Source organism: Rhodococcus sp. NPDC080181 (assembly GCF_040702225.1).
GTDB classification, from domain to species: domain Bacteria; phylum Actinomycetota; class Actinomycetes; order Mycobacteriales; family Mycobacteriaceae; genus Rhodococcoides; species Rhodococcoides fascians.
The window spans coordinates 109,446-135,955 of record NZ_JBFBKN010000015.1 but is presented as its reverse complement, the minus strand read 5'-3'; the positions used below and the strand labels follow the sequence as shown (position 1 = coordinate 135,955).

General features: G+C 62.5%; 26 protein-coding genes. 12 read left to right on the top strand and 14 right to left on the bottom strand.

The genetic code is table 11. From position 1 onward, the window contains the following. Window positions 1-234: 234 nt before the first annotated feature. The 3 genes from AB0O58_RS18155 to AB0O58_RS18145 form a co-directional block, all read right to left on the bottom strand. Window positions 235-1,227, bottom strand: a complete 993-nt coding sequence (locus tag AB0O58_RS18155) for a DUF4192 family protein (protein ID WP_300403003.1) — start codon at window positions 1,225-1,227, stop codon at window positions 235-237. Window positions 1,228-1,477: 250 nt separating this feature from the next. Continuing rightward, window positions 1,478-2,026, bottom strand: a complete 549-nt coding sequence (locus tag AB0O58_RS18150; protein ID WP_300403000.1) for a hypothetical protein — start codon at window positions 2,024-2,026, stop codon at window positions 1,478-1,480. A 110-nt stretch (window positions 2,027-2,136) separates the two neighbouring features. After that, a complete protein-coding gene (locus tag AB0O58_RS18145; RefSeq protein WP_300402997.1) occupies window positions 2,137-3,063 on the bottom strand; it encodes a DNA-processing protein DprA in 927 nt (308 codons plus the stop codon). Between the two features lie 283 nt (window positions 3,064-3,346). Between AB0O58_RS18145 and AB0O58_RS18140 the strand changes: the two genes are divergently transcribed. Beyond that, on the top strand, window positions 3,347-3,871 hold the full coding sequence (locus tag AB0O58_RS18140; protein ID WP_300402994.1) for a hypothetical protein: 525 nt from the start codon (window positions 3,347-3,349) through the stop codon (window positions 3,869-3,871). Window positions 3,872-3,994: 123 nt separating this feature from the next. Here AB0O58_RS18140 and AB0O58_RS18135 read toward each other — a convergent pair whose 3' ends face one another. The 11 genes from AB0O58_RS18135 to AB0O58_RS18085 form a co-directional block, all read right to left on the bottom strand. Continuing rightward, the gene (locus AB0O58_RS18135) at window positions 3,995-4,642 is read right to left on the bottom strand and encodes a hypothetical protein (RefSeq protein WP_300402991.1); all 648 of its coding nucleotides are present in this window, start codon (window positions 4,640-4,642) and stop codon (window positions 3,995-3,997) included. 200 nt (window positions 4,643-4,842) lie between these two features. Next, entirely contained in the window at window positions 4,843-5,466 is a 624-nt protein-coding gene (locus AB0O58_RS18130; RefSeq protein WP_300402988.1) for a DUF2637 domain-containing protein, read from the bottom strand. Next, complete coding sequence (locus AB0O58_RS18125; RefSeq protein WP_300402985.1) at window positions 5,463-6,236, bottom strand: CPBP family intramembrane glutamic endopeptidase; 774 nt, start codon at window positions 6,234-6,236, stop codon at window positions 5,463-5,465. The genes AB0O58_RS18130 and AB0O58_RS18125 overlap by 4 nt, the downstream gene beginning before the upstream one ends. A gap of 215 nt (window positions 6,237-6,451) precedes the next feature. Further along, entirely contained in the window at window positions 6,452-7,090 is a 639-nt protein-coding gene (locus AB0O58_RS18120) for a hypothetical protein (protein WP_300402982.1), read from the bottom strand. Window positions 7,091-7,096: 6 nt separating this feature from the next. Beyond that, window positions 7,097-7,222: a hypothetical protein gene (locus AB0O58_RS18115; protein WP_300402979.1), complete on the bottom strand. Its 126-nt coding sequence runs from the start codon at window positions 7,220-7,222 to the stop codon at window positions 7,097-7,099. Between the two features lie 104 nt (window positions 7,223-7,326). Beyond that, the gene (locus AB0O58_RS18110) at window positions 7,327-7,977 is read right to left on the bottom strand and encodes a helix-turn-helix domain-containing protein (protein ID WP_366238574.1); all 651 of its coding nucleotides are present in this window, start codon (window positions 7,975-7,977) and stop codon (window positions 7,327-7,329) included. A gap of 3 nt (window positions 7,978-7,980) precedes the next feature. Beyond that, window positions 7,981-13,359 (bottom strand): telomere-binding protein, encoded by a 5,379-nt coding sequence (locus AB0O58_RS18105; protein ID WP_366238573.1) that lies wholly within the window; start codon window positions 13,357-13,359, stop codon window positions 7,981-7,983. A 220-nt stretch (window positions 13,360-13,579) separates the two neighbouring features. Then, entirely contained in the window at window positions 13,580-13,801 is a 222-nt protein-coding gene (locus tag AB0O58_RS18100; protein WP_300402968.1) for a hypothetical protein, read from the bottom strand. A 408-nt stretch (window positions 13,802-14,209) separates the two neighbouring features. Continuing rightward, window positions 14,210-14,935 (bottom strand): hypothetical protein, encoded by a 726-nt coding sequence (locus AB0O58_RS18095; RefSeq protein ID WP_366238572.1) that lies wholly within the window; start codon window positions 14,933-14,935, stop codon window positions 14,210-14,212. Further along, window positions 14,932-15,846 carry a ParA family protein gene (locus tag AB0O58_RS18090; RefSeq protein ID WP_300402962.1) on the bottom strand — a complete coding sequence of 305 codons (915 nt, stop codon included), beginning with the start codon at window positions 15,844-15,846 and terminating at the stop codon, window positions 14,932-14,934. Before AB0O58_RS18090 ends, AB0O58_RS18095 begins: the two co-directional genes overlap by 4 nt. An 893-nt stretch (window positions 15,847-16,739) precedes the next feature. Beyond that, complete coding sequence (locus AB0O58_RS18085) at window positions 16,740-17,438, bottom strand: hypothetical protein (RefSeq protein WP_300402959.1); 699 nt, start codon at window positions 17,436-17,438, stop codon at window positions 16,740-16,742. Window positions 17,439-18,256: 818 nt separating this feature from the next. Here AB0O58_RS18085 and AB0O58_RS18080 point away from each other — a divergent pair. The 11 genes from AB0O58_RS18080 to AB0O58_RS18030 form a co-directional block, all read left to right on the top strand. Beyond that, window positions 18,257-18,691, top strand: a complete 435-nt coding sequence (locus AB0O58_RS18080; protein ID WP_300402956.1) for a hypothetical protein — start codon at window positions 18,257-18,259, stop codon at window positions 18,689-18,691. A 3-nt stretch (window positions 18,692-18,694) separates the two neighbouring features. Next, complete coding sequence (locus AB0O58_RS18075; protein ID WP_300402953.1) at window positions 18,695-19,408, top strand: SAF domain-containing protein; 714 nt, start codon at window positions 18,695-18,697, stop codon at window positions 19,406-19,408. 291 nt (window positions 19,409-19,699) lie between these two features. After that, window positions 19,700-20,236 (top strand): hypothetical protein, encoded by a 537-nt coding sequence (locus tag AB0O58_RS18070; protein WP_366238571.1) that lies wholly within the window; start codon window positions 19,700-19,702, stop codon window positions 20,234-20,236. Between the two features lie 30 nt (window positions 20,237-20,266). Beyond that, window positions 20,267-21,886 carry a CpaF family protein gene (locus tag AB0O58_RS18065; RefSeq protein WP_300402947.1) on the top strand — a complete coding sequence of 540 codons (1,620 nt, stop codon included), beginning with the start codon at window positions 20,267-20,269 and terminating at the stop codon, window positions 21,884-21,886. Next, window positions 21,886-22,764: a type II secretion system F family protein gene (locus tag AB0O58_RS18060; RefSeq protein WP_300402944.1), complete on the top strand. Its 879-nt coding sequence runs from the start codon at window positions 21,886-21,888 to the stop codon at window positions 22,762-22,764. Before AB0O58_RS18065 ends, AB0O58_RS18060 begins: the two co-directional genes overlap by 1 nt. Continuing rightward, window positions 22,761-23,681, top strand: coding sequence for a type II secretion system F family protein (locus tag AB0O58_RS18055; RefSeq protein ID WP_300402942.1), 921 nt, complete (start codon window positions 22,761-22,763; stop codon window positions 23,679-23,681). Before AB0O58_RS18060 ends, AB0O58_RS18055 begins: the two co-directional genes overlap by 4 nt. Window positions 23,682-23,852: 171 nt before the next feature. Next, a complete protein-coding gene (locus AB0O58_RS18050; RefSeq protein ID WP_300402940.1) occupies window positions 23,853-24,083 on the top strand; it encodes a hypothetical protein in 231 nt (76 codons plus the stop codon). A gap of 38 nt (window positions 24,084-24,121) precedes the next feature. Then, window positions 24,122-24,547 (top strand): hypothetical protein, encoded by a 426-nt coding sequence (locus tag AB0O58_RS18045; protein ID WP_300402937.1) that lies wholly within the window; start codon window positions 24,122-24,124, stop codon window positions 24,545-24,547. Continuing rightward, window positions 24,544-25,005, top strand: a complete 462-nt coding sequence (locus AB0O58_RS18040; protein WP_300402934.1) for a TadE family protein — start codon at window positions 24,544-24,546, stop codon at window positions 25,003-25,005. Before AB0O58_RS18045 ends, AB0O58_RS18040 begins: the two co-directional genes overlap by 4 nt. Beyond that, window positions 25,002-25,469, top strand: a complete 468-nt coding sequence (locus AB0O58_RS18035; protein WP_300402931.1) for a pilus assembly protein TadG-related protein — start codon at window positions 25,002-25,004, stop codon at window positions 25,467-25,469. Before AB0O58_RS18040 ends, AB0O58_RS18035 begins: the two co-directional genes overlap by 4 nt. 124 nt (window positions 25,470-25,593) lie before the next feature. After that, on the top strand, window positions 25,594-26,510 hold a 917-nt coding region (locus AB0O58_RS18030; protein WP_366238570.1), incomplete at its 3' end, for a LysM peptidoglycan-binding domain-containing protein.

The window sequence follows — 26,510 nt, the reverse complement described above, 5'->3', positions numbered from 1 at the left end:
CCTGCGGGGCTGAGGCTGGGCGCTGCGCGCCCGCCGCTGCAGGCGAAACGGCAAGCCGTTCCGAAGAACTCGCGGAAGGGTCGAAGCGCTGCGCGCCTTCGCGGTTTGCTTCTGTTATTCGAGTTCACTCGATTGCAATCGAAATCGAGAAATATTCCGAGCAGTCGAACCGAAACCGGCTCGCCGAAAAATGGCGAACTCAGCGAAACCGGTTTCGGAGCAATCGCATTCAGGTCATTCGTTACGGGATCGCTCGGACTCCGCATCGAGCGCAGCAGGCCGAATCTGCTCCCACAGCGCCGGGTTGATTCCCGCGTTGTACGCGCGTTCGAGCAGCTGCCCCAAGGAATAATCGGGGGCCAGCTCACGGGCAACGTTCATCGCCTCACGCGCCGGCACTGCCTCCCGCCCGATCCAGTAACTCAGCGAAGCGAGGACGAACGCGGGACCGGCTTCGCTGGCGGGCAATACCGCGCCGACCTGCCGCCACAATTCGCCGAGGACTGCGGCGTTGGCTTCGGTGAAGTGAACGAACAGCACATCGCGCACGCGCACGTCCGAGGCTGCGGCTGCGAGCATCGCAGCGTGGTAGTCCGATACCTCGATTCCCCGATTGCCTGAATCGAGATACCCGGCGAGCACTTCGCGGTGGATGGTTTCGGCGGCCGAGATCGGCCCTACTGCCGGGAACGCCCCGCGTGCGGCCCGCATCATGTCCACCACGCTCCCGGCGCGTTCGGTGCCGAACTGTTCGGCAACGAAGCCAGCGCGAATTTGAGCGCGAGAGGCCAGACGTACCCGCCCCTCCAGCAAAGCCCCGACCACGTAGGGGTGAGCCGCCAGGTCGACCGCTTCGCCGACCGCGTCCGGTCCCGCCAGCACCCCGTCCATCAGGTAGCAGCGTGCACGGCCCTCGTGGAACTGGAACACGGTCACGTCATCGCCCGAAAACTCGTGGACAACGGCCATCGACGCCGCATCGGCGTGTGTGTCACTACCGAACACCACCACCACGCGCGATCCGGCCAGATCACGCACGGGGTGACCGCTGGGCACCAGCAGCGGCGCGCCACCGATGGGCGCATCCTCCCCCAGCGGGCAAACCATCACGGCCCCCGGCGAGTTCGGGGTGAACACCACCATTTCGTTCTCGGGAACACAACGGACCAGCATCACCGCCACGGCAACAGCATCGGCGGGCGTAGAGATACGAAAAACAGAAGACATCGGACAAACCCCTTCCAGGGCACAGGGGGCAGATGGTCAGTCCGCCCGATCAACAGAACACCCATAATCTAGCCGAGACCACCGACAAGAACGGGTCACGCGCAACACATTTCGCCCCCGGCGCACTCGGTGCCGGGGACCGCACCGAGTGCGGTTGGGACGAAATGTGCTGGCATGCGTGAGCGAGAACAGGCCTACCCGCGTTGCCGGGGCAGGCCTGTTGTCGCACGTCTAACGCTTTGATCGAAAGCTACTGGACGGGAAGCAGTCTCGACGTCGAACTCCTCGGCAGAGGATCCACTGTGCCGATATTGACGCCTGAGGTTATGTCCAGGCCCCACGTCCATACCGACCAGACCACCGCATCGTCTCCGGTGTCCTGCGGCCCCGGAGATCCAAGAGCGCGCCACAGCGCGAATTGGCGGTTCCAGTTGTGGGGCTTGTCGAGCACATCGACCACATCGCGCGCCGAAACAACCCACTCCGCAGCAGCCAGTGCCGACACGAAGTCCGACACCGCCTGTGATCCCTGAAGGAACCAATCCGACTCGGCCGACTCTGTGACGGCGCTGATTCCTGCGAGGACCCCGTCGAGGTATCCGTGTGCGGACACCGGCCACAGGTCCGCTGCCTTCGGCTCGCCGCTCGCGAACCGGCCCGGAATAGACACCGCCGACGGCATCGGGCAGCGTTGCCCGCTCGATTCCGCAGTCAGTGCGCGCCGAATACCATCTACCGCTCCCGCCAACTGGGGATCTGTGATCTGGCCACGAGGATTCACGACAGCTGCATTGTGCATACCAATTCCTCTCTGTACAAACGATTTTCAGGGAAATTCCAGCGTATGAGTGAACCGTCGAGGAGCGCGGTTTGCGCCAGTTAAGCCCCCTTAACGGGTGGTCGCGCCGATCAGGGCCGAGGGGTTTGATCGGTGCACACATCAGCGGGCGACCCGGCCAGACGCCCCACACCTTCCGTGATCAACGCATGGCAACCTGCCGACGCTGCGGAGGTCACCGGCCCCGGTATCGCGTACACGGTCCGTCCGAGCCTGTGCGCCTCCCTCGCCACCGACAGTGCACGTCCTCGCGCCCCGGCTTCGGGCACCACTACCGCATCGGAGAGAGCTGCCAGCAGCGCGCCACTCCCATTGAATCGTTCACGCCGAGGCTCTGCACCAAACGAGTACTCGCTCACCACCACGCCCTGTTCTGCCACGCGCTCGAGCAACCGAGCATGACCGGACGGATACGCCCGGTCCAAACCGCACGGCATCACCGCGACAGGCGCCCCACCGACCCCCAACACTGCCCGCAACACCGCTCCCTCGATCCCGAACCCACTGCCCGACAGGACCGACACCCGGCGCATCGCCAGATCCCCGGCGAACTCCGACGCGACACGTTCGCCGTAGGCCGTCGCAGCCCGGGTGCCGGTGAGCGCTACCGCCGACACTTCGGCACCGGGCAGCAGGCCCGCCCCACGAACCCACAGAGCGACCGGAGTCGATCCCTCCATCCATCCGGCCATGCGGAGCCGCTGCGGCCACTCAGCGTCCGCAGGAGTGACCAATCGTGCTCCCAACGTTGCCGCCGTCTCGAGGTCTGCCTCGGCACCTGAGTACTCCCACGAGCGAGCTGTCGCGCTCAACAAGTCCTCCGACACTTCCCGATGCCGCACAGCTTCGGCTGCAGCCTCCACGCCCGATAAGGACACCGCCTGATGAACCAACGCGCCCTGCCCGCGCGCCACGTGAGCGAGATACGCCCACGCCACACGCTGACTCGTCACCATCTCGCTACCTGACACCGCGTTCTCACTCGAAACACCGCTCACGACGAAACCCTCCCAGGGCTGACACAAGGGGCGGATGGTCAGTCCGCCCGATCAACAGAACAACTCGAACCTACTCCGACACACCGACAAAAAACAGCACCTGACAAGCGGAAATGTCCCCGGCGCACCCGGTGCCGGGGACAGCGGGTGCGCCGGGCGGTAAGTTCACGACGCGGCCAAAAGAGCAGACCGAAGTGTCCTGTTCGAGTGATACAAATACCGAGCAAACGTCACGGGCCACCAACGAAAGACGACCGCGACGTTCGAGAGGGAAGCTGCACATATGACCGAGCCCGAGCCATGGCGTCGAAGTAGGACGCCGGCCCCGCTCCCCCCGAGTCCCGCTGACGCCCGAGCGACCAGCAAACTGACGGACCCGGAACTGGCTGCGATCATTCGTGACAACCTCCTCCCCCGCTCGAACACAGCCGGCGACACAGCCGATTGGCGCGCGTTCTGGAATACCCTCACTTTCGATCCGCAGCTCAACGACCGTGCAAACGCAATCATCGATGTCTACGTCGAGCAAGCAGCAGCAGCGCTCGATGCCGGCGAACTCGACGACGCACAATACAAACGCGCCGGCAAGTTCCACGATCTGTGTATCCACGCTCTCGACAGGCTCGACAAGGTGGTCGACGACCCCCTTGCCTGGGCCGGTGCACGGGCAGCAGGATTCAATCCACGCTCTCGCGAGATCATCAACACGCTCGTGCAGGCCATCGCTGACCATCGAGACGACAAGGACGACGAGCGGCTGTGGGCCGTCCTGGCAGAGCTGCACCTCGACCCTCGCAACACCCGCTGATTCGAGCCTGGCCGAGTAAGCCCCTGGGCGCGTAACCCAACTGCCCCGCTTATGCGACAAACGAGCTCGGCCTCCGGTAGCCGCAGCTACCGGAGGCCGAGAAGGCGAGGTCCGCACGCCTTGTTACAGGAACGTCGAGATCGGACCCCCTTTTCCGTTGATCCACAGGCCCTGGCCAAGAAAACCTTCGACCTCGGTCGGGACGGGTTGGGTGACGAGGTAGCGCCGCGTCGACCCGTCGATGGGAAGGTGATCGACGACTGTTCTGATCTTCGCCGGCCCGACGTACCCCTTGCACGATGCAAGAAGCAGGCCCCTGTTTTGCGCCAGCGCGTCGGCATTCTTCGCAGAGATCGGCCACACACCTTCGAACCCCCCGAGCGCAGTCCTGCTCAGAGGGTTTTCGCTGTAGTCGACCCCCATGTGGTCCCGCAATAGTCGGCCGTTCACGCCGACAACAGGGTTCGGTTCCCACCCCCAGGAACCGTCCTCGTGGAAGGCTCGCGGACGAGGGAGGACCGACACTTTGTAGACGAGTCCCGCAGCGGCGATCCCACAGATTTCACTGTGTCCGACGTATCGAACACTGGTGCCCAGGTGCTTGATGTCGGCAGCGTCGAACCGGGGGATCGATGTCGTACTTCTGTTGGTGAGCAGGTTGGCCGCTGCGAGAGTCTTGATGTCGTCGCGACTAATATTCGGTGCGCTCCCGTCGGCGCGCCGGAGCAAGTCCTGGAGCGCTTCCGCTGCTTGCGGTGCGGTGTATCTCACTGTTGTCGTCCCCTCAGTCGGTGTCGACCCGCCAGAGTACACACGTCTGCGCTGTGGAGCAGACTAGTTCGGCGCGGTGTGATGGACATTGGGAGACGGACCTCGTCAGCGGCCTGTTGTGCACCAGATTCAGGGGGCGTACTTCCTCGTGCACATCGCAGGCGGACATCGATGACCGATCGCCGGTTGGTCGGGCTTCGTCAGGTGGCTGGGATCGGATGGCGGTCCTGTTCCGCGGAGTGAATCTCGTACTCCGCGGCCGTGATGATTTCTTCGACGACATCGATGGGTAGCCCTGTGCTGGTGGCCACTGCATCGATCTCATGGCCTTCGCTGGCCAACCTGAGGGTGTTGACGCACAGAACGGCCATCTCGGCCTCTGTGTGGCTGTTCAGGTGCACGTAGTGCGGGTCTGATGCCGTGTCGGCCGACGTTGGATCTTCCAGTCGGACCAACTGGATCATCAAATGTGTGGTGACCAGCAGCACCAGCGGCGGGGCGGCGGCGGCCAGGGCGGCCACGGTGAAGGTCGAGCTGTAGTCCGCCATCGACACGTGCACGATGTTGCCGGCGGTCGATGCGATCGACCCGAGGATCAGTAGGGCCCACGCGAACCAACGGTGTGAGGCGTCGACGACGAGCATGAGTGTTGCGAGGATGACCATTCCGTCGAGCACCAGTGGAAGGACCCATCCCAGTGCTGCCGGGTATCCACTGGCGGTCGCCAGCTGCCACAGCGATATTCCGCTCTTGGTGAAGGCGCTGACGCCGATCACCGCATTGCCGATTACCGCGCACCGTTTGATGTTCGTCAGATTGGTCATCGGTGTCCTTCGCTGGTGGCGATCGAGGTGTGGTCATCCGCTGGTTGCGGGCACGGTCGGTCGAAAAGGTCGAGGCTGGGCGGGTTCGACAGTCGATAGATCGACCACAGAGCGGTGAACGCGATACCCCCGCCGATCACTATCTGAGCCGCGGTGTAGTCACCGTTGTTTGCAATGACGAGTGCATTCCACGCTGTATGGGCCAGAACGAGTCCCGTGAGACTGCGGAGTCGATAATAGATGTAGACGGCCACAGCGCCCCATACGAGTGCCGACAGCGCCTGCCCTGTTCCCTGGTACAGATGGATGGAAGCTCGAAACAGGGCTGAGCTCGCGATGACGATGCCGAGCATCCACGGCCGGACGCGCCAGACCAGTCCGACGACCCCAAAGAGCAACAAGACCGGAAGCGCACTGAAGAACGGTTCCTCAGCCGAGCCGGCGACGAGAAGGTGCGCACTGCGCCACCATTGCCCAGCGTTGCTGTAGTCGCTTGTGCGCGAGATGTTTTCGGCATCTTCAGGGGACAGTAATGTAGACATTGCCAGGCCGGTGGTGAACAATCCGGCACTGATCAGGGTCCGTGTGCGCCACGTTCCAGGGATGCTGTTCGGTTCGGTCTCGTTCGGTTCGATGAATCGGCGCACCGCCGCGACGAGAGCGAGGCCGGCAACTGCGGCGAAGAAGAGAAGCAGGAAGCCAGTTCGAGCGCCGGGCATTGTCGGTGGGGTCGACTCTGTGATGACCTCGGATTCGGCACCTATATGCATCTGGACCGAGGCTATTGCCTCAAATGGCCAATACACGACCATGTAAATGGCCGCGAGCGCTAATGGAGCGGCGGCCATGTACAGGCCCAGGTCTCGGATAGTGTTGCGATTCAACGTGGTTCACTCTTTCTGTGACTCGGCTCGACTCGTCTCGGGGCCACACGGACGGACAAGGGTGCGGATCTGAGCAATTGGGGGCGTCGGGCGGGCCAGGCTCAGTTGTCGAGCAAGCCTGCACCGCGGGCGATAGTGGGTAGGTCGATCGGTGGTGCCCACGCGGCCCACACGCGGGTTCGGCCGAGCTCGACGACGCGATCGTCCGGATAGAGCCGCCACGGCCCGACGCGGTCGAGCAGCTCCCCGACGAGGACGTCGGCGTGAAATCGAGTGGGAACGGTGACGAAGTCATCGAGCGGTCCACGCTTGTGTAGTGCTGCGACAGGGCGGGGGGCACCTCTGGCAATCGCCGCCTGCCGTAAGTCAGGAGATCCATGGGGGCGGAGGATCGCCACGACATGGGGGTCCATCCATCGTCGCTCTCGCCATTCCTTACGGACACCGCGGCCCCGGGGAAGATCGAGCCCGGTCAGGACAGTTCGCGCATTCGCGAGGGTCTGCTGTTCAACTCGTCGGATCTCAGGAAGGGGAAATTGAAGTTGCTGCAACCGGCGAACGGGAATGGCCGCTCGAGCGCGAGGTGAGCCCTTCAGCCAACGCTGAACGGTACGGCGAGTAACCCCGAATGCTGCTGCGACATAGTCGATATCGACACCACCGTTGACCGATGGTCCGTAACACGCGGTGAACGCGACCTCGAGCTGTCGTTTGGTCCACCGGGGCCGCTTCGGGTTCACGTCGCACTAATTGAGAGGACCGAGAAAGAAGCCGTATCCCATTTTGGCCTGCACAACCGTGCCGACGAGGATCAGACCCACCACCGCACCAACGACCCGGGTCTTCCACTGCTGAGACTTGGTCTCGAACATGTTTTCCTGATCCCTCCTGCAGAAGCGCTGCTGTTCGTGATTTCACCGATACCGTAGCGGTCGCACCGGACACTCCGAACACCCGAACTCGCCGACTCGTACGGTCAGACCGGGTCGACGGAGATGTTGTCGATGCTCTCAAAGGTCCATCCGTCGACGTATCGATCGCTGGCGTATCCGCTGAGCCACTTCGAGAGCCCTTTGTCGCCGCCGCGTTCGTACGCCGACCACATCGACTCGACGTCGGACGGCGACATACCACTCTGATCCGGAGGGATTTGGATGGAACGATTGCGAATGTAGAACCCTCCCCCGCCTGCGACACCTTGCCGACCCTTGATCTGCACGCGTGCACCATATTTGGCGATCGACTTGCCCTGTTTACTCTCTCGAACAGCTTTGATGGCGGTGCGCCGGCCCTGTTGCGTCGTCGCTGCTTGCCGCGACTTCGTGGTGAGCTTGCTCAGGGTCTCTGCTTTCGGCTTCGAGATCCGCTGGCGTCCCTCGGCGGCGACCCACCGTTCCACCGTACGACGCGAGACCCCGAGATCGCGCGCAGCTGCGGCAGTGTTCACTCCGCCCCGAGTGCCCGGGCCGTACGCGGCGAGGAGCATCCCGCGCATGTCGGGGGCGGTGCCGGCCTTTCCGGAGACATCGGCACCGCGCCGACCCGTCAGGCCCTGGAACAGTGAGCTGCGTCGGCGTTCGTCTGCTTCCAGGTTCTCTTTGAAGCCAGCATGTTTGCGACCGGCCATCGGCTATTCCCCCTTACCTGTCGTGGCATCCCAGTTCATCGTCAACGCTTCCTTGCCCTTGTAGCGGCCACCGACGAGGAACTCGAGGTGATCTTCGAGTCGAGCGGAGCCCTCCCACTTGTACTGGCCGAACCCGCGACCGAGCTGCTTGTCTTCGCCGGGCCAGGACGCGATCGGATCCGGGTCGTTGCTGGTGTAGAGCACCGTGTCGTTCGTGATGGCCACCGGCCACCGGTCGGAGACGGTGCCGATCTTGACAATGCGGCGAGTGATGTTCGCCCGCGCTTTGGCGATGATGTGATGGCGTCGCTCAGGCGAGAAACCGGCTCGGCCGGTCATGTGGACCGAGGACCCCATCTGTCCGATCGTGCGGGTGTAGACGCCCTTGAGCAGATCCCTGGCCAACTGAGCGTCGACGTCATCGACGTCCAAAGCTGTTCGTGCGTCACGGATTCGCTCGTACCACGGATCGAGTACTCGGCCATGTTCGTTCCACACGTAGGCCTCGACGGGTTCGAGCTCGTAGCCGAGTTCTCCGGCGACCTGCAGGCTAGGTGTGGTCACCCACAGCAGCCCCGGACGGCCGCCGAGAGGCATTAACGGATGGGGGATGCGCCAGTCCCCTGCCTCGGGAACCTCCACCCGCCAATAGCCCGGCAGCTTCTTGTCGAACGCTCGCCCGTCCGGATGATGAGTGGCCGATCCGATCGGCATCTCCAAGCCAGCGATTCCCGCAGCGTGCGAGCCGCCACGGTCGTACGCGTGCACGTAGGTCATCGATGTCTCGTCGCTGGTCGGCTTCCTGGACCACGCGTAATCGTCCTCGAGAGAGCTGATGGTGGCCGGGCCGACGGGGGTCTGTGCCCCGAACATCCGCTCGCGGTCCTTGAATCGAGTCGAGATCATCAGGTCGAAACCTGTGGACTGCGGGGTGATTACCCACGGCATCTTCAGCGCACTGGCGAACAGCGACAGTCGACGCGCGAGTGTGCTCGGTGACGGTCTGTCTCCGAGAATGGGGATATCGCGCGGATCGGCGTTCATGCCGGCAGCCAGAACAACCCACACACCGCGGTGCTCGCCCTGGGTTCGCCACACCCGGGTCCATGCGCCGAGCCGGTCACCGGGCTTACCCAAGGTCCAGCCATCGGCGATCGCATCGGTGACGAACGCCGTGCCAGCAGTGGCCTCGCCGACGTCTTTGCGTCGCTGTGACGGATCGTCGCTCAGCGTGCTCATATCCACCCCGAACTTCTCGGTCATCGCCGCGGTCACCCAGATCTGCCCGGGTTCGGTCTGCCACGACGAGGTCTGAGTGCCCAGACGCAGTTCCTGCACCAGCTCTGCCACGTGTCCGACGTGAAACATATTCTGTGGCAAATCGATCCGACTGCCATCGGGCATCCAAATACCGTCGACGTCGAGGACGGCGGCAGGGGCGGCGAACGGGTTGACCGCGGTCTTCGCGGGAGCTGAACGCCGAGGCTGGGTGGTCTCAAGCGGCGCACTGGGTTGCTCGACTGCAGCAGTACTCGACTCGGCGGCCTCGGAAGCCGCTCGACGAGCAGGTTCGGTCGATGGCCGCGGGCCAACAGCGGGCGCAGGCGGCTTCGCTGCGGCTGCGATATCGGCAACCAGTGCAGCGCGGGAAGCTACTGTGCTTCCGAACCAGCACTGGGCGTGCAGCACGTGGCCATCGAAGCGAAGGCCCGAGCCCACGCCGCACTTCACGCACGGGACGCTCGGTGAAATATGTTCTGCGACAGCGATATGACCCTCGGCGTCGGGGTAGCTTCCCACTGGAATGTCCTCCTGTTCGGAGTTGTCAGACGTAGCTTCGGCGTCGTCGGCACGAGAGCTGTCCGTCGTCGATGAGGTGTCGCTGTTCGATACCGAGAACAACGTCGCAAGATCAGCCACTGCGGAGGTCGAACCCGGAATGTCGCTCGGTGTCGAACCGTCAGGTGAATCGTCGGGTCCACCATCAGCGTCGAAGATGCCGATCTGGCCGTCGTCGGGACCATCGCCGAGGATCGCCCACAGACGTAGCGCTGTCATCCGCTGCCGACGTTCCTCGCAATGAATGGTGCGTTGGACGGTGTAACGGGGCGTCTTGCCTGCGCGTTCCTCTGCAATGAGAACACCCTCGTCGTAGAGGGCCCGCAGCGCCGTGCCTCGATCGATCTGAGGAGCATCGGACATCGTCGACGCCGCGGCCTTCAGAACCTGTTCGAGTGCAGTCGATTCGATCAACAGCTGCGCTTCGCCGTCGCGTGGCCCGGGGTCGGTGAGCACGTACCCCAACCGAATCCCGCGGGCGTCTTCGCGGTACTTCTTGATCTCCTGATAGTCCGAGACCAACGTCCGCCGCCACCCCAAACGGCCGGCCAGCGGGCGGTCGGGTGCTTCGCCGGTCCGCACGTCGTCGACATAGGCCAAGCCGGTACGGAGAGCGTGCGCAAGGAGCTCGCGCACCCGAGCTCCGGTACGTGATGGAAGATCAGGATCGGCCGCAGCGACGACCGCGTCGTGCAACCCGCCGTCGACGACGTCGAGAACCTGCTCGACTTCATCGGCATCGAGTGCGCCGACGTCGAGTAAGAAGGCCGTGAACGCCTGCCACCCTGCCCACACGGCACCGACAGCTTCGGCCTGGCGCACGGTCTCACCCTGCTCACGCAGGCCCTCGGCGTAGTGCGCACCCTCGTTGAAGACCTTGTCCCGCAGCTCCTCGAGACGGGGGCACAACCACTGCAGGAACGAGGCCATCAGCAGGGCGCGTCCATGTCGTGACTGCTCACTGTCGAGTCGAATCAGCTCGTCGAGTTCGATCTCGTCGGACTGCAACGGCACCACCAACATGCGCTGCGCACCGGATCCCGGTCGAGGCATGACCTCCGAGGTCACCATCGCGGACGAGCGAGGGGCGGTGCCGTCGAGGATGCTCAATCCATCGCGACTGGAACGGCTCCGCTGTTCGCCGTTGTGGACCATGCGCGCGAACTCCTCGAGCGCTTTCTGTGCAGCTCCCCAGTCTCGTGTGGGCGCGACGTCGTCGGCCCAGTACAGCGCATCTTTCGACGAATTCAGTTTGATCCGAAGCGCATTGAGGGTGTCACCGTTTCCGGACATCGACGATGCCGGCCGCCGGCGATCCCAGAGCTCACCGAAGTGATGCATCGCGATCGAGGCAATCGAGGTCTTGTAGGACCCAGGCGAACCGATGAGCGACAGGACCCATGGGTTCGGCCCCAAAGCCGCACGAAAGACGTGCCCGAGCAACGGTGCAGCGATTCGCACCGGCAGGCGCGTCAGCATCGATCCCGAATCGACCATGAAGGCATCACGCAATCTAGGTGCATCGGCGATCGGGCACGGCAGGTCGTAACGCGAGAGCGGCCCACTGAGTAGAACCGGTGCAACACGGGCACCGGCAGCACTGATAGCGCCACCTGCGTGCACGTAGAACCACTCGTCGTTTCGGTCCTTACGCCAACCGGTGGAACGGAATCGGACCGTCCGGGCAATCGTCACCCCGCCGGCTACTTTCAGGGCGTCGCGAAGTTTGGCGATCCCAGAGGGTTTGGAGTCGTACGTCGGCGGACCGGGAAGAGAATCCACCCACGTGCAGTCCCGATAGTCCTGTGCGTCCACCCTCATGCGCATGAACTCGCCCGTATCAGGATGGGTGTAGCCGATGACGACAGCGGAAAGCTGTTCGGGCGACGGCGGATTGGCTTCCCGTTGCCCGGCGATGTCTTCGCGTCCGAGCAGCGTCGGCGCGTCGACGTCGAGGCCGTCGTCCTGCGACTCGAGGTATTCCATCTCCACGATCCGAGCATCGATGCTGAGCACCATTTTGGCGGTCTGCTCGCCATCTCGGTTGGTGACGATTTCGACGAGGCTTCCTTCGACAACCCGATACGTCGGTGCCGATATCTGAGCGCCGCGAGTGGCCGCCCCGACAACGTGCAGTTGCGGTCCTTCGGAGAGCGGAGGGCTCGATTCATCGGCATCGGAATCTACGTGACCGGATCCAGTCGACGGTGGCGTCGCCTCCTGTTCGTCCTCGTCGTGCAGCAGCGGTGGAATCGGAGTGCGGGAAATATCGTGTGCGGCACGTGCAGCAGTGCGGGCTGTGCGCCACACTGCGGTAGCGGCGTCGACCGCCTCTTGCGACCATTTCGTGCCTTCGGCGGCAGCGAAACTACGCACCGCATCGACGGCTTCGCTCAACGGCTCGAACAGGCGCTCCGCCTCGACGGCCCACCGCTGAGCAAGGCGCAACTCGTCGGCGCACTCATCCTGGTGACCCGATACCCGCCCACGTTCGGCACGCGCGGACGCTTCCTGCGCCGCCTTCTCGACCTCGGCGGCCTTGCCGCGAAGCTTGGCCAGAGCAGCATGTGCCGCAACCTCACCGACATGGACGGGGATCAAACCGTTCCATGCATCGTCTGGTTCCCACAGCTGGGCCTCGACGTGATCTGTGAAGTCTGATTTGTCGTCTGTGGTGCCGGGTAGCAGTAGCTGTACCTCGGCATCGACCGCGCCGAGCAGCGACGCCAATTCGATGCCGCGGTCGTATCCGGCAGCGTCGCGATCGAGAACAACACGCACGGCAGCACCGGTGAACAAGTCGGCGAGCTGTGGCGGAAAGTTCAGTCCACCTTGGGCATTCGTGGTCGCGCACAGGCCAAGACGCGTTGCGGTCTCGACATCCTTCTCGCCCTCGAGTAGCCAAACCGGCTGGCCGGCAGATAGGGCCGCTTGCAGCTGCGGCATCGCGAACAGGACTGGGGTGAACACCGCAGGTTTGCGTTTGACGTAGGTGCGATTCGGACCGACGAACAACTGTCGGAATCGTTTGTGTTTGACGCCGCACGAGGTGCACTCTTCGCGGATGACTTCCTGAACCAATACGCCGTCGGCATCGGTGTAGCGATAGCGCGCAACCTCCGACCAAGAGTGCTCGACTTCGGGTTCCGGTACCGGACCGGCTATCCGGGCAGGCAGACGCCCCAGACGCCCACGTCGTTTGCCGGCTGCACGTTGCTGCGGGGATCGGCCCACACGCGGTGCGCTCGGATCCCTGCTCGGCAACGGCTCGTCGAACAGATCGGACAAACCGAGGTCGAGACGCTCCGCTATTTCCGCGGCCGTCGCTGAGCAGCCATGGCACCGCAGTAGAACCATCCCGCCGGAACTGTGGTGGCCCGGAGTCCAGGTGACTGATAGTGAAGCGTGACGGTCGTCGTGAACAGGGCACCGAGCCTGAAACTGGGTACTCGACGTGGCTTTGAAGCCGCCGAGCTGCTCGAGGCGTGGACGGATGTTGTCCATCGACCACATGTGGCCACGGTTGGGAGTCGGTGAGGTCACGACAGACCACCGAGACGGGGTGCGACGCGATCCCGGTCAGGACCGCAAATCACGGCGAGGCTGGGGTACTGAGCTATGATGTCAATACACCTCCTGTCGTGTTCGTGGTTGTTCCCGGTGGGTGGTTGGAGCGGAGCGATTCGCTCATATGTGAATCTGGAAGACCCCCCTTCTCGCCGCCAAGCACGAGGGGGGTTTTTCGCTATCTAGGGTTCGGTCATCACGCGCCCAGCTTGTACTGGTCGGGATTGATTCGATCTTGGATGTAGTGCGGCATGGGTAAGTCGTGGTGCAGCGCCATGACGTAGACGTAGTAATCGCAGAGGTCGAGGCCAAGGGCGTCGGCCTCGTTTTTGTAGTGCGCGTACTGCTTGTCAGGCGTGCGCACCATTGCGGGTTTGCGAGGGCCCTTCGACTCTCTCCCAGGTTTGCTTCCAGCCATGCGATCACACTAAACGGATTCGGTAACAGAAACAGGGAGGACGTGACACGCGGTGTGTCGCCTGCCTGTCGTCTCACGTGCACCGTGCCCCTCTCTGCATCGTCCGTACCGCTGTCGTTCCACACATGACGGGTAGATCCACCTCGATCGACCTCTGTGACAGAAGTGGCGAAATCTCTTGACATTCTCTCTGCGGCACCGGACACCACGAACACCCCAACTTGTCGAACGGGCTCCCAGCGTCCACCACTTCATCCACCTACGCGTGACCTGGGCTCGTATTGGTGGGGAGCATGGGGAGCATGGACATTAGACCAGGTCAAGGGCAGAAAAATGCTCCCCACCGGAGTGGGGAGCATGGTGGGGAGCATGGTGGGGAGCCAGGAGCAAGACGCTCCGGCGGGTCGATCAAGAGGTCAAATAGTTTTCGACCACCGCAGCGATGAGGGCACTTCGTGAGGGGATAAGGGTGCTTGCTTCTACCTGCTCGTCGATCCACCCGGTTTGGGCTACCCACAGATGCGGGCGCACCTCCACTCCCCCGCTCGCGACTTTCGGGCGGGCCAGACGCGGCATTCCACCCCGTGGTGATTCGACGGGGCGAGGCGCGAATAGACGGACCAGGGTTTCCGGAGTGTGCTCAGCGAAGGCGTCCTCGACGATCTCGCCGTAGGACTTCTTTTCCCTTTGGGACCGTGCCTTCCATGCTTCCTTCACCGCTGCAGGAACGTAGACCGCGATCGGACGAACATCCTCGTCGGTGACGACCGCAGGTGCCGCTGCACCCAGGTCGGGTGCGGACCGTTCCGCGGTGATGGATGACGTCGTCGGCTCGGCTGGTGCGGGTGCGGGTGCGGGTGTGGGTGCGGGTGCGGGTGTGGGTGCGGGTGTGGGTGCGGGTGTGGGTGTGGCTTCTGTGACAGCAGCCGTCGCCGCTTCGGCGGGGGCCACGTGCGGTTCGTCCTTCGAGTTGCCAGCAGGTTTGTCGGTCGAGGGAGGTTCTGTAGGTGCAGGCCTGGTGAGAGCGCCGGTTCCATTGCGAGGAAAAATGTTGGCAAGGCCGGATCCACGTGGGGCCGGCTTGTCGAACTGGTCTGCCAGGCTGGCGCGCTTCTTGCGTTCGACGGCGCTCATGCTGCTCCCCCTTCTTGCGTGCGGTTGGCTTCGTCTGCAAGCTCGGCCAGACGATGCAGGACTTCGGTTGCGAGGGCCTCGTAGTCGTCTGCCAGCCCGGTAGCATCCCGCGACAGTAGGAGGCTCGGCGGCTTTACTTTGTCTCGCAGCGCTTTCAGTCGAGCCTTCTTCGCGCTCGCAGTCGCTCCTTCGAGCTCGTGTGCCAGCAGGCCATGTCGACGCGCATCCGCAGCGGCGCTTTCCATGTAGCGAATCGTCGTATTGAAAATGGGCGCGATCGTGTCAGGAATTGCTTGCGTAATACTCTCCCGGACCTGGTCCTGGAGACGTTGCGACCTGCTGCCGACCGCAAACAAGAGCATGCCGGCCAATCGCAGTTGCGGATTGTGTTCTCGGGCACGCGCGAAGCGCTCAGCGACGCGGTCGAGGCCGTCCAGGCTGCCGTCGTCGGCGCGGGTGGGGATCAGGACTGAGGATGTGCAATACAAGACTGCGTCTCCGATGATGACGTCACCCGGCGGGGTGTCAAAGAGAACGATGTCGTAGTCGGGAACGATCGGAGCGAGAACCTTGTCGAGGATCTGTCCCAATGTTTCTCCCCCGCGGCTGAGTCTGGAGAGCATCATTCCTGCGACGTCGACAAGCGCTGGACCAGCAGGGATAACGTCGAGACCGTGTCGGACGTCTTTGATGACTGGGGGTCGTCCGCCGGACATCAACGCCATCAGGAGTTCTTCACCGGACTGTTTTTCGTAGCCGAAATCGCGGGACAGGTTGCCCTGCGGGTCGAACTCGCCGACCAGAACGCGGTAGCCAGCAGCGGCGAACAGGCCTGCGAGGTTGGCCACGACTGTCGTTTTGCCTACTCCCCCTTTGCCCTGGGTCACTGCGAGAGAATTTGATATCGCCATCGAATGGGAACCTTCCTTCCAGGATTCTGGATCCGCGCCATCTGCTCCAGCGCTGAGGGACGAGCGAGACCAGAGCGTTCACAAGCCGAATCGCGACGAGTGGCGTGTGTGGCTCAAATCTGCCCGCAGCCTCCTACGCGGGTAAAAGCGCGGGCTGTCGTGCGTGGTTGTGTGCGCGAGAGTACGCGTAGGCGATCGTGTGTGTCAACGCGCAGCAGCTCGCGTGTACAGGTGCGTGTTAAGGGGCGTAAGTCAACGCGCACAGCTACGCGCAAAAAACCGTGTTGAGCTACGCGGAGTACTACGCAGCGAGCTGTGTGTAACACACCGCTGAGACAGCAGCGTGTAGACACGCGTAGCGCAATGCGTAACACCGTGCGGAAGACAACGTGCTTGAGCACGCGGTAATCCACGCGGCTTGATGTGCGGCGTCAAACCGTGTGTGATGCGCACTTTGATACGCGTAGATCGACGCGAGTCAGGATGCGTATTTCTGTGCGTTCTACACAGCGAAGCATCAAGCGACGTTCTGGACACATCACATCGCGTATTCACACACCAGTCAAGGTCGGGTTTTAGCAGCGAATCCGGATGGGTGTTTCGCGACGATGATGTTAACGAGGATGCCTACGCGTCTGTCCGCGATTTAGAGCACGAGTAGACACCGGAATAGCAATGCGAGGGCTAGTGCGCAGTGACGTGCGAGTTGGAGAGCGTTTCGGCCCTTGCTCTGTCATAAGCAGGCCTTCGCCGAACATGCGAGGAATAGAGCGAGTTGTGGACGGTAACGATGTCGGTAGAGGAGTGCGAGGTCGAGCGCGTAGTTTGGCGCGAGGACGTTCGAGCGTTTTGTCGAAAAGACCAGGTAAGACGCCATATAGGGCTGCACTCGATTAGTGTTGAAGTGTGTAGCTTTGACATGGTCGGCGGCGGGGATCACCGGGCTCTCCACGGCTCGACCGCTGATCGGATATCCGGCGTCTCAAGCCAATCTTCGACGTCATTTGGGTTGCCCACAACAGGGCGGCGTCGGGGACTGATTCCGAGAGCTCGATAGTGAGGTCTACGAGGGTGTCTTCGAGAAGAGTTTCGGCGGCGCGGTAGAGGTTCCACAGATGACTCAGTTCCCAGCTGAGAATGAGGGGATTCCCGAACATCATGCGCTCGCAGGAACGCTGGATGCGTTGGACCTGAGGGTTGCTCAATGCTCTTGGATCGTATGGGTCGGCCCAGGTCGCGAGGTAGCTGCTTTGCTCGCATATCCGCGGCGACAGCAAGAGGGTGTCTGCCGCGAAGTACCAGTTCCTCGTGTCGAGGAGGCGTTGTGATTGTTTGAGCGCATGGCCTAGGGCTCGTTGGCAGGTTGACGTGTAGTCGGCGAGAGCGAGCCGATGTCGTTCCAGGTGCGCGAGGTCGTGCACGGTCTGGAAGTGGTCCTGTCCGTGAGTGAATTCTGTTGCGACGAGCGCGGCCTCGGTGTCCCACCAGCGGAACTGAGACTGGCGATGGAAATCGCGATGCCACTGCAGGTCCTCGAGCGCTCGCGCGGCGACCGCGCGGCTTGGCGCGGAGGCGGTGTCGGAGAGGCTCATGCTTCGATGGTTGCAGGTAAACAGTGGCGTGTCACCACCCTTCTGGCATCAGTTCTATGACTGTGCCCACGGCCAGTGAGTTGAACATGATCGGGCACCGCTTGACAAGCGACCGTCGCACGATACGGAGACAATTTTTCGGCGGCTGCGTACTGATAGGCGACTAGTAGTTCACGACGGGAATAGCAGACCAACGACAACTAACCATCAGTTGCACACCAGATGCTCACGATAGGCAGGCAATGGCCCGGTGATGGGGCACTGATGGGAACGCAAGAACCAGTCCACCGGTGAGGAACGTAACGGTGAACCGTGTGTATCGCTGGGTTGGAGGTATGACAAGAGCCCGTAGAGGCGGGAGGGAAGACCCCTTGGTGGCCGTCCGTGGGCGCGGCGCGTGATGGTTGGGGCTGCACTGCGATCGCTGCGGTGGAGGACAAGTGCGCGATCGGTGATCTTGTTATCGAACTGTTATGCACTGTGCGTTGATTACCACTGTTGTTGAGGTGGAGATACCCTTTGTGCTGGTCGGAAGGGGGTGGGGTCCTCTGGTGTGACGAACGTGGTGTTCGTATTGCAGGTTTCGGCGTGAAAAGGCGCTGTTCGCGGTGTCCGTGAGACCCGGTATATCTCGTACGTCGCACTCGAGACTGCGACTCATGTGGACGGGGATATCGGAAGGATCGTGAGTGAGGACCGACAGCGCTGAGGGTGCGGACGTGCCGAAAACTCCGCCTGCGCGACAGTCGCTCGGCGCGGCTTTCATGCCACGGCCGCCGGCCGGATCGGTAGGTGCTACGTCAGCGGAGGTGGTGGAGTTGAGCTCCAAGGAAGAGGATGAGAAATCCTCTGGTGCAGCGGAATTGGGGAACGACGACACGATTGTGCCGTCCACGGTTCACCTCGCTGTCGCAGTTGCGCAAAGCCTGGCAGAGGCGAGCAAGCGGACAGGCAGGACTCATGGCGAGGTGGTCATAACTGCAATCGAAGATGTCCACAGTGACCTTGAAAGCCTCCTGTTTCCGGGAGGCAAGATCGGCGGAAGTCTGTTCCGCGCCAGGGGAGTAGGTGGGAAGCCGTCTGAGGGTAAGGCGGAGAAGAAGGGGGTCACGGTCGGGTTGTACGCCGATGACTGGGTCATCATCGATCAACTGAAAGATCAGTTCAAAGCCCGTTCCCGCAGTCACCTGATCGGAACCGCCCTCAAAGCACATCTCGGCCTCGGAGCCACGACACCAACGGAAAGTGATTGAGCTATGGCTATGTTCGGCAATCTCAAAGAAAAGACATCGACCGCCGCGGTGGGGGAGTCGCGCAGTGCAAAAGATGCGGCACCCAAGCCGGGCCATGACTTCACCGAGGTCGTGTCGACCACCAAAGTGCGTCGTCGTCGGTCCTATTGGATCGCTGGAGTAGCACTCATGGCCGTGGCCATCGTGGGAGCGGTCTTTTTGGTGAACGCCATGCGCGCCACCTCGACGATTCTGGTTCTCGCTCGCGATGTCCCGCAGGGAGAGACAATCACCAGCGACGACCTCACAACGGCGGAGGTCAACAGCGATGCGACCATCGCTACCGTTCCCGCCACAGACAAAGCGTCGGTCGTGGGCCAGAGCGCAGCAGTCCCGCTCCTGAGCGGCTCGGCACTGAACTCATCGTCGGTCACCAGCGCCGTAATCCCCAGTGGAGACAACACGTTGGTCGGCATCACCGTAGCGATCGGCAAGCTTCCCGCAGAGCCACTGCTCGCGGGCGACAACGTCCGGATCGTCGACACTCCCCGGGATCAGGACGACTCCCCGGTACAGGGACCGGTCACCGCGAACGCGCAGGTAGTTGCAGTGAAGGAGATTCTCGAGACAGGGCAGACGACAGTGGACGTTCTGGTCAAGAAAGGCGAGGCCAGCTGGATCGCTGCCCGGGCCGCCACCAACCGCGTCGCCATCGTCCTCGACTCCCGGGAGCGCTGAGCCATGCTCGTCACACTGACCTCGATCTCAGGCTCGCCAGGCGTCTCCACGACCGGCCTGGGAATCGCTCTCACTGCAGACTCCAGCAAGCTGCTGTACATCGAGGCGGATCCGATCGGCTCGTCTCCGACGCTGGCCGGGTTCTTTCACGCGCGCCGTCGGCATGACCGATCGATTATCCAACTGGTCGAGCCGAACAGGCACGGGCAAATCGGCCCGGCCTTTCACAACCAGATAGTCAGAATCGGGCCGTTCGACCCCGACGAGCCGACAAAGGCGCAGGGATGGTTCGTGCCCGGCCTCGTCAATGCCGCGCAAACGGAATCGATGAAATCGACATGGGGACCCCTGGGGGCGCATCTGGCTCTTTTGTCGAAACAGGGCGGTGGTGACCTGCTTGTCGATGCCGGCCGCCTGAATCTACGATCCGGACATCAAGACCTGATCCGTCACAGTGACGTTATCGCCATCATGCTACGTCCTACCAGGACCGCAGTGGCAGCGGTTCGTGCTGGTGTTGGGCCACTGCAACAGCATCTGGAGAACACGAAGTCACCGGCCAGCATCGGCCTGATCGTGAGGGGTACCGAGCCGTACAGCGCTGCTGAGGCTGCAGCAGCGACCGGCCTGGACGTGATCGCCGTTGTTCCCGAGTCGCCGGTGCACGCTCAGGTGTTCTCCGAAGGTGCCTCGCTCAGTAAATGGAGGCGACGTCGATCGAGCTACCTACGTGCCATCGACGGAACTTGGCAGAAGATCGAGCGTTTCCACGAAACACACCAGCCTGCATGGATCGCCAACTCTCCATACACCTCACAACTCGCGTAAGTAGCCCCGAAAGGCTAAGGGAGAAACCGCATGAGCGACAACGCACCAGACTTCGACTACGACGATCGACCAGCCCTACCCGACCTACCGATGTTCGCCTCCAATCCGGTCATTCTCGGCGATGAAGACGATGAGGTGACGCGGTACAGGAGAGGGCATTACGGTACCCACTCCGCCGGCCTTATCGCCGCTGCAGGCAAAGACGGCCGCCATGCCAACCCGGCGGCTGAGACGGTCCCGTTCACCGCGCCTTCGCCCTTCCAATCGAGTCAGTTGGAAGTTGCGCGCACCGACCATCAGCTGGTCAAGCAGTTGACCAAAGAAGCCTCGGAAATTCTCTCCCTCAGGAAGACGCAACGAGCGGACCAGGCGCTCAGCCCCGAGTCAGGCATCACCGCCATGACACCCGACGAAGAGCGCGAGTTGGGCAGACAGATCGTCATCGATCTCGTCAGCAAAGAAGTGCAGTCCGCAATCGACACCGGCCACAAGCAACTCAGCGTCAAAGAAGAACAGACGCTGGTCAAGGCGGTCTTCGACACGCTGTTCGGACTCGGACCGTTGCAGCCGCTCGTCGATGACCCGAACGTCGAGAACATCCTCATCAACGGCGACAGCGTCATCGTGATGTACCCGGACGGGAGCATGCAGACGCGCCCCCCGATCGCGGACAGCGATGAAGAACTCTACGACTGGCTGACCAACCTCGCCCAGCGAGCCCCAGGCGGCGGGCGACCGTTCTCGCAGGTCAACCCCAATCTTCGCCTCAATCTCCCCGGCGACATACGCCTCTCCGCGATGGGCTACGCGGTTCGCCATCCCAGCATCGCCATCCGCATGCACCGCCACAAGGACGTGACCATCGACAAGATGGTCGAAATGGGGGTCATGCCCCAGCTGCTGTCCGAGATCCTCAGCGCAGCAGTCATCGGTGGTGCCTCCGTCGTGATCTCCGGCCCGATGGGATCGGGTAAGACGACCAACCTCCGCGCCCTCGCCAACTGCCTTCCTCTGCAGACGCGAATCGGCACAGCAGAGACCGAGTACGAACTGTTTCTCGACAAGCTCGACGGTCGTAGACCGTATGTCGTTGCAGCCGAGGCAATCACCGGCGGTGGAGAGCGAAACGAGTTGACCGGAGCGCTACGCGGCGCGACGACCCTGTCAGACATCCTGTACCAGTTCGTGAGAATGCAGCTGGACCGTGTAATTGTCGGCGAGGTCGCCGGCGGCGAAATCATCGATATGTTCAAAGCAATGCAGATGGCGAAAGGGTCTTTGAGCACAACCCACGCCTACACAGCCGCAGGAGCGGTCGACCGACTCGTCACCTGCGCCCTCGAAGCAGGAGTACCGACCGAATACGCCTACCGCCAAGTGGCACACCACATCAACCTCATCATCCAGCTGCAGACGGACTACGAGTTCGCCGACACCGGCGAGCGCCGTCAAGTCCGATTCGTCAGCGAGGTCATTCACATCGAAGCAGGCGAGAACGCCATGCCTGCAGTGACCAAAATCTACGAAGGAAAATCAAGCGGTACCGGCGAATACGGCACGTTGCCACAGTCGCTGCTCCGCAAGCTCTACGCCGGCGGATTCAGTCCGAACCAAATCCCTATCAACACCATCGTAGGAGGTGAACGCTGATGTACACGATTACCGCCGTCGGCATCGTCATCCTCTTCGCCGCCGGAATATGGTTCTTCGCCAACGGAATCCGTGACCGCCGCGACCCGACAGCGCCGACACGGCACCGCACCCCCCGAACCCGTATACCTCGACAGACAAAGATCCTCTTCGCGGTGGGCATCGCGCTCGGTCTCGCTGCATGGCTGCTCAGTGGCTGGTTCGTCCTCTTTCCCATCATCCCGATTGCAGCAGTAGGCGTCCCCTACCTCCTCGGATCGTCCGCGGCCGCTGACGACATCGAACGACTCAACGCCCTCGAAGAGTGGGTGCGGAACCTGACCGGCGTCCTCGCGGCCGGATCCGGCCTCGAACAAGCCATCATCGCAACGCACCGAGGGATGCCCCAAGCATTGCGGCCGGAAATCACCAGCCTCATCACCCGCCTGCGCGGCAACGTGTCGATCGACGAAGCGCTGCTCCGTTTCGCAGACGACCTCGACGATTCGACCGGTGACTACGTAGTAGGAGCCCTTCGGCAAGCAGCGCGCCTGCGCGGTTCCGGCCTCACCGCAGCCCTGAAGCGCCTCTCGGAATCGGTGGCAGAGAACGTGCGCAACCGCAGGACCTCCGAGGCGGAGCGACAAGGGCCACGTACGACTGCTCGATGGGTCACTGTCATCACCGTCGCCCTGATCGCCGGGTTGTTCCTGTTCAGCAACTACATGGATCCGTACAAACAGCCCCTCCTCCAACCTGTTCTCTTCCTCGAATTCGTCGGCTTCGGCCTCGTGCTCGGTTGGATGAAGCGATACACCTTGCCCGTGAAATACCCCAGATTCATCGGCACCAAAGACCGCGAGGCGGCAAACAACGCACGTGCGAGGAGCGCAGCATGAACGATTTCGAGCTCTGGGCAATCGCCCTCGCGGCGGTCGCCGCCCTCGGCCTGATCCTCCTCGTTCTACGTATGCTGCCGGCCGATCCCGCCCTCGGCGACGCCATGGAACGTCTGTCCGGTGCGGCCTCGGACCCGTACGCCGTCGACACCAGCGGTGGCGACGACATCGCCGGCTCGGATGCCCTGTCCTACAGAGTCGGTGCCCGCTTTTACCCGCGACTGCGATCGCAGGCATGGTTCAGGATCCCGACTGCGGACCTTGCGATTCTCCGAGAGACCCCACAGAAGTTCATCGGAGACAAGATCCTTTCCGCCGCAATAGGTCTGATCATCGTTCCGGTCTCCCTTGCACTCCTTGCGCTCTTCGGCATTGCGGTGCCGTTCGTGTTTCCCGCAGCCGGTTCGCTCGTCCTGGCCTTGGTTGGCTTCTTCGCGCCTGACGCCGACGTCAAGACACGCGCGGCCAGTGCTCGACTCGAATTCACCCGAGCGCTGGCGGCATTCATCGACTTCGTCTCGTTGAATCGAAGCGGCGGCGTCGCAGCATTCCAAAGTCTCGAACGCGCTGCCGCCGTTGGTGATAGCTGGGTGTTCCTACGTCTGGATGCCGAGCTGCAGAAGGCTTCCCTTGCTGGCCAAGCACCCTGGGCCGCTCTGTCGAATCTCGCAGCCGAACTTGCACTTCCGGAGCTGGGAGATCTCGCGGACATCATGACCTACACCGGTGACCAGGGGGCGAGCGTGGCAGACACTCTCGCCGCCCGGGCCGGTGCGCTCCGCAGTGCCCTGCTCTCGAAAGAGCAAGGCGAAGCAGGAGCCAAAACGAAGAAGATGGACGCACCTCTCGGAGCCTTGGCCGTGCTGTTCATGATCATGCTGCTCGTGCCGGCCGCGGTGAACATCATGGGCATTTGAGAACCAGACGACCCGAATGCTTTGTCATTCAACGATCAACTACAGGAGGTGAGCTGCACAAACGCTGATCTGCGCACTTCACCTGCTCGAAGTGTCCGGTGTTGGCGATAGTCTGACCACCACTCAGAGCTCAACGCACACCAGGGTTTACAGATTGAAGGGAAACGTCACATGGCAGCATCACGCACCATCGCAAACCGAATCGCCGCGACCACCGCGACACTGTTCGCGCTGGCACTGTTCTCGTATACCCGCATGGCCGACCGCGCCGGCGGACGCAAGAGCGACAAGGGCTACAGCATGGAGACGGTCATCATCACCGCCGGCCTCGTTGTCCTCGCCATCCTCATCGTCGCGGGAATCACAGTGGTCGGCCAGCGATACCTCTCTCAAATCCAGTAACCCCACCACTCGCCCAACGAGATAGGGGAGGACCAGCGATGCATACCGAACCACACGCACCACTGCGCGAATGGATCGGCCAGATACGCCAAGACGACCGCGGAGCAGCCCTCGAAACCGTCGTCGTCTTCGGTGTCGTCCTACTGCTCTTCCTCATCGCAATACAGGCAGCTCTATACGCCCACGCACGAACCGTAGCGATCTCGACAGGTGAAGAAGCTCTACGACAAGCGCGATCGCAATTCGGCAGCGCTGCAGCCGGCACAGCAGCGGGATACGCATTCGCAGCCACCGCCGGCCCGACAACCCTGCGCGCACCCATCATTCTCGTCAACCGCGGCGCACGGGAAGCCACCGTCGAGATCACCGGACAACCCATCCGACTCATCCCGTTCTTTCCTCTCGACATCCACGTCAACGAGACGCTTCCCGTCGAACGGGTCACCGCCCCAGGAACCAGATGAACACCGCCGCCCGATTACGCCAGCTAGCAGCCACGGCCAGAGCCGACGATCGTGGATCGGCACTGCAAACAGTCATCGTCGCTCCCGCCACACTGTTCCTGATCGCACTCATCGTCACCTTCGGCGTTCTCGCGCAAGCGCACCAAAAAGTAGTCCACGCCGCGAACGAAGCAGCGCGCACCGCCTCGATCGCGCGAACAGCCTTCGCCGCCGCACCAGATGCACAAGCCGCCGCCCGCGACGATCTTACAGCACGGGGTCTGACCTGCACCGCTCTCAACGTCAACACCGACCTCGGCGGATTCCGAACCCGCCCCGGTGTCACCGCCTCCGTCTCGGCGACCGTCACCTGCGTCATCTCCCTCGACGCACTCGGATTCCCGAAAGTCATGGGCTCACGGACCATCACAGCGACCGCGACCTCACCCGTCGACACCTACCGGGAGCGCACCCGATGACCGATGCACTACGCCGGGCCGTAGCCGCCTGCACACGCCGGGACACGCACAACGACGCCGGAACCATCGCCATGTGGAGTGTCATCACCGCCATGGCGCTGCTGATCATGATGGGCCTCGTCGTCGACGGCGGCGGCAAAGTCCAAGCCAAACAGCGCGCCGAGCAAGTCGCCGAAGAAGCAGCCCGCGGGGCAGGACAAGCCATCATCGAACCACTTGCAGTCCGCGGCACCAACGTCGTAGTCAACCCACTGACAGCGCAAGTAAAGGCCACCAAATACCTTGCTGCAGCAGGAATTCCCGGCGTCGTGGTGCAGACCGGACCGACAACACTTCTGGTCACCACCACAACGACCTACCAACCTCGGGTACTCGGTTTGATCGGCGTCGGACCGCAACAGATCATCGGAACAGCCACCGTCAACCTCAACCGCACCAACCTCGGAATCCCCGGCACCCCATGACCAATCCACCGCAGAGCAGACGAGCCACGGAACTCCACGAACAAACGGAGGACGTGATCCCACAACTCGCGGAGGAACGCTGCACGACATCGGCCACCCTGCAGCCATCGGAAAGGACACACGCATGACGACCATCCGACGGCGCTTGACCGGTTTGCTCTACCTGATCGTCCTCCTCGTCCTCGTCGTAGGACTCCCGCTCGCACTATGGACATTTCGCGGCAACCCGATCCCGTCGACCTTGCCCGATCTGAACCAAGTCAAAACAGCTTTGACCGCCCAAGACGACGGATCGCTTTTCCTCGGATTCGTGACCTGGATCGGCTGGCTCGCCTGGGCTAGCTTCACCTTCAGCATCGTTATCGAGCTGGCCGCAGCACTACGCGGCATCAAAGCACCTCGACTCCGAGGCCTCGGTCTTCAGCAGCGAAGCGCCTCCATTCTCATAGGCGGAGCGCTGATGCTGGTGACCGCCGGAACCGCCACAGCCCAACCCCTCACCGCGATGCCGTTTCTGGACGCTCCTGCACACTCGGCCCCGATCCAAGTAACGGAACAAAGCCAACCGCATCCAGCAGAAGCCCCCGCCCGACCCATCAACGGGGAAACCATCACTGTGCAGCAGGGCGACAGCCTATGGAAACTCGCAGAGCGCCACCTTGGCGATGGCTTTCGATACACCGAGATCAAGCAACTCAATGCCGACGTCCTGACCGACGACGGATGGCTGCAACCAGGATGGAAACTTCAGCTCCCCGCCGCCGCACCCACAACCGTCGACGGGGCCTACACAGTTCGAGAAGGAGACAGTCTCTGGAGCATTGCCGAGCAACATCTGGGTGACGGACACCGCTACAAAGAAATCATCAACGCCGACGGAACTGCACCATCGACGATCATCCACGTCGGCCAGCAGCTCACCGTCAACGATCAAACCGCCGAGACTGGCACGTCCGAACCGTCCCCGGTCGCTGCCGCTCCTGTAACTGCTGCTGCGCCCGAACCAACCGTCGCTCCTGAACCGGCTCCGGCTGCCGCTCG

Bases quoted from the DNA above. Each gene is read 5' to 3' on its own strand.
- AB0O58_RS18065 (WP_300402947.1), top strand. From the start codon at position 20,267: ATGAGCGACAACGCACCAGACTTCGACTACGACGATCGACCAGCCCTA.
- AB0O58_RS18110 (WP_366238574.1), bottom strand. From the start codon at position 7,977: ATGGCCGGTCGCAAACATGCTGGCTTCAAAGAGAACCTGGAAGCAGAC.
- AB0O58_RS18050 (WP_300402940.1), top strand. From the start codon at position 23,853: ATGGCAGCATCACGCACCATCGCAAACCGAATCGCCGCGACCACCGCG.
- AB0O58_RS18115 (WP_300402979.1), bottom strand. From the start codon at position 7,222: ATGTTCGAGACCAAGTCTCAGCAGTGGAAGACCCGGGTCGTTGGTGCG.
- AB0O58_RS18060 (WP_300402944.1), top strand. From the start codon at position 21,886: ATGTACACGATTACCGCCGTCGGCATCGTCATCCTCTTCGCCGCCGGA.
- AB0O58_RS18035 (WP_300402931.1), top strand. From the start codon at position 25,002: ATGACCGATGCACTACGCCGGGCCGTAGCCGCCTGCACACGCCGGGAC.
- AB0O58_RS18045 (WP_300402937.1), top strand. From the start codon at position 24,122: ATGCATACCGAACCACACGCACCACTGCGCGAATGGATCGGCCAGATA.
- AB0O58_RS18140 (WP_300402994.1), top strand. From the start codon at position 3,347: ATGACCGAGCCCGAGCCATGGCGTCGAAGTAGGACGCCGGCCCCGCTC.
- AB0O58_RS18095 (WP_366238572.1), bottom strand. From the start codon at position 14,935: ATGAGCGCCGTCGAACGCAAGAAGCGCGCCAGCCTGGCAGACCAGTTC.
- AB0O58_RS18075 (WP_300402953.1), top strand. From the start codon at position 18,695: ATGGCTATGTTCGGCAATCTCAAAGAAAAGACATCGACCGCCGCGGTG.
- AB0O58_RS18090 (WP_300402962.1), bottom strand. From the start codon at position 15,846: ATGGCGATATCAAATTCTCTCGCAGTGACCCAGGGCAAAGGGGGAGTA.
- AB0O58_RS18155 (WP_300403003.1), bottom strand. From the start codon at position 1,227: ATGTCTTCTGTTTTTCGTATCTCTACGCCCGCCGATGCTGTTGCCGTG.
- AB0O58_RS18040 (WP_300402934.1), top strand. From the start codon at position 24,544: ATGAACACCGCCGCCCGATTACGCCAGCTAGCAGCCACGGCCAGAGCC.
- AB0O58_RS18085 (WP_300402959.1), bottom strand. From the start codon at position 17,438: ATGAGCCTCTCCGACACCGCCTCCGCGCCAAGCCGCGCGGTCGCCGCG.
- AB0O58_RS18055 (WP_300402942.1), top strand. From the start codon at position 22,761: ATGAACGATTTCGAGCTCTGGGCAATCGCCCTCGCGGCGGTCGCCGCC.
- AB0O58_RS18125 (WP_300402985.1), bottom strand. From the start codon at position 6,236: ATGCATATAGGTGCCGAATCCGAGGTCATCACAGAGTCGACCCCACCG.
- AB0O58_RS18100 (WP_300402968.1), bottom strand. From the start codon at position 13,801: ATGGCTGGAAGCAAACCTGGGAGAGAGTCGAAGGGCCCTCGCAAACCC.
- AB0O58_RS18130 (WP_300402988.1), bottom strand. From the start codon at position 5,466: ATGACCAATCTGACGAACATCAAACGGTGCGCGGTAATCGGCAATGCG.
- AB0O58_RS18150 (WP_300403000.1), bottom strand. From the start codon at position 2,026: ATGCACAATGCAGCTGTCGTGAATCCTCGTGGCCAGATCACAGATCCC.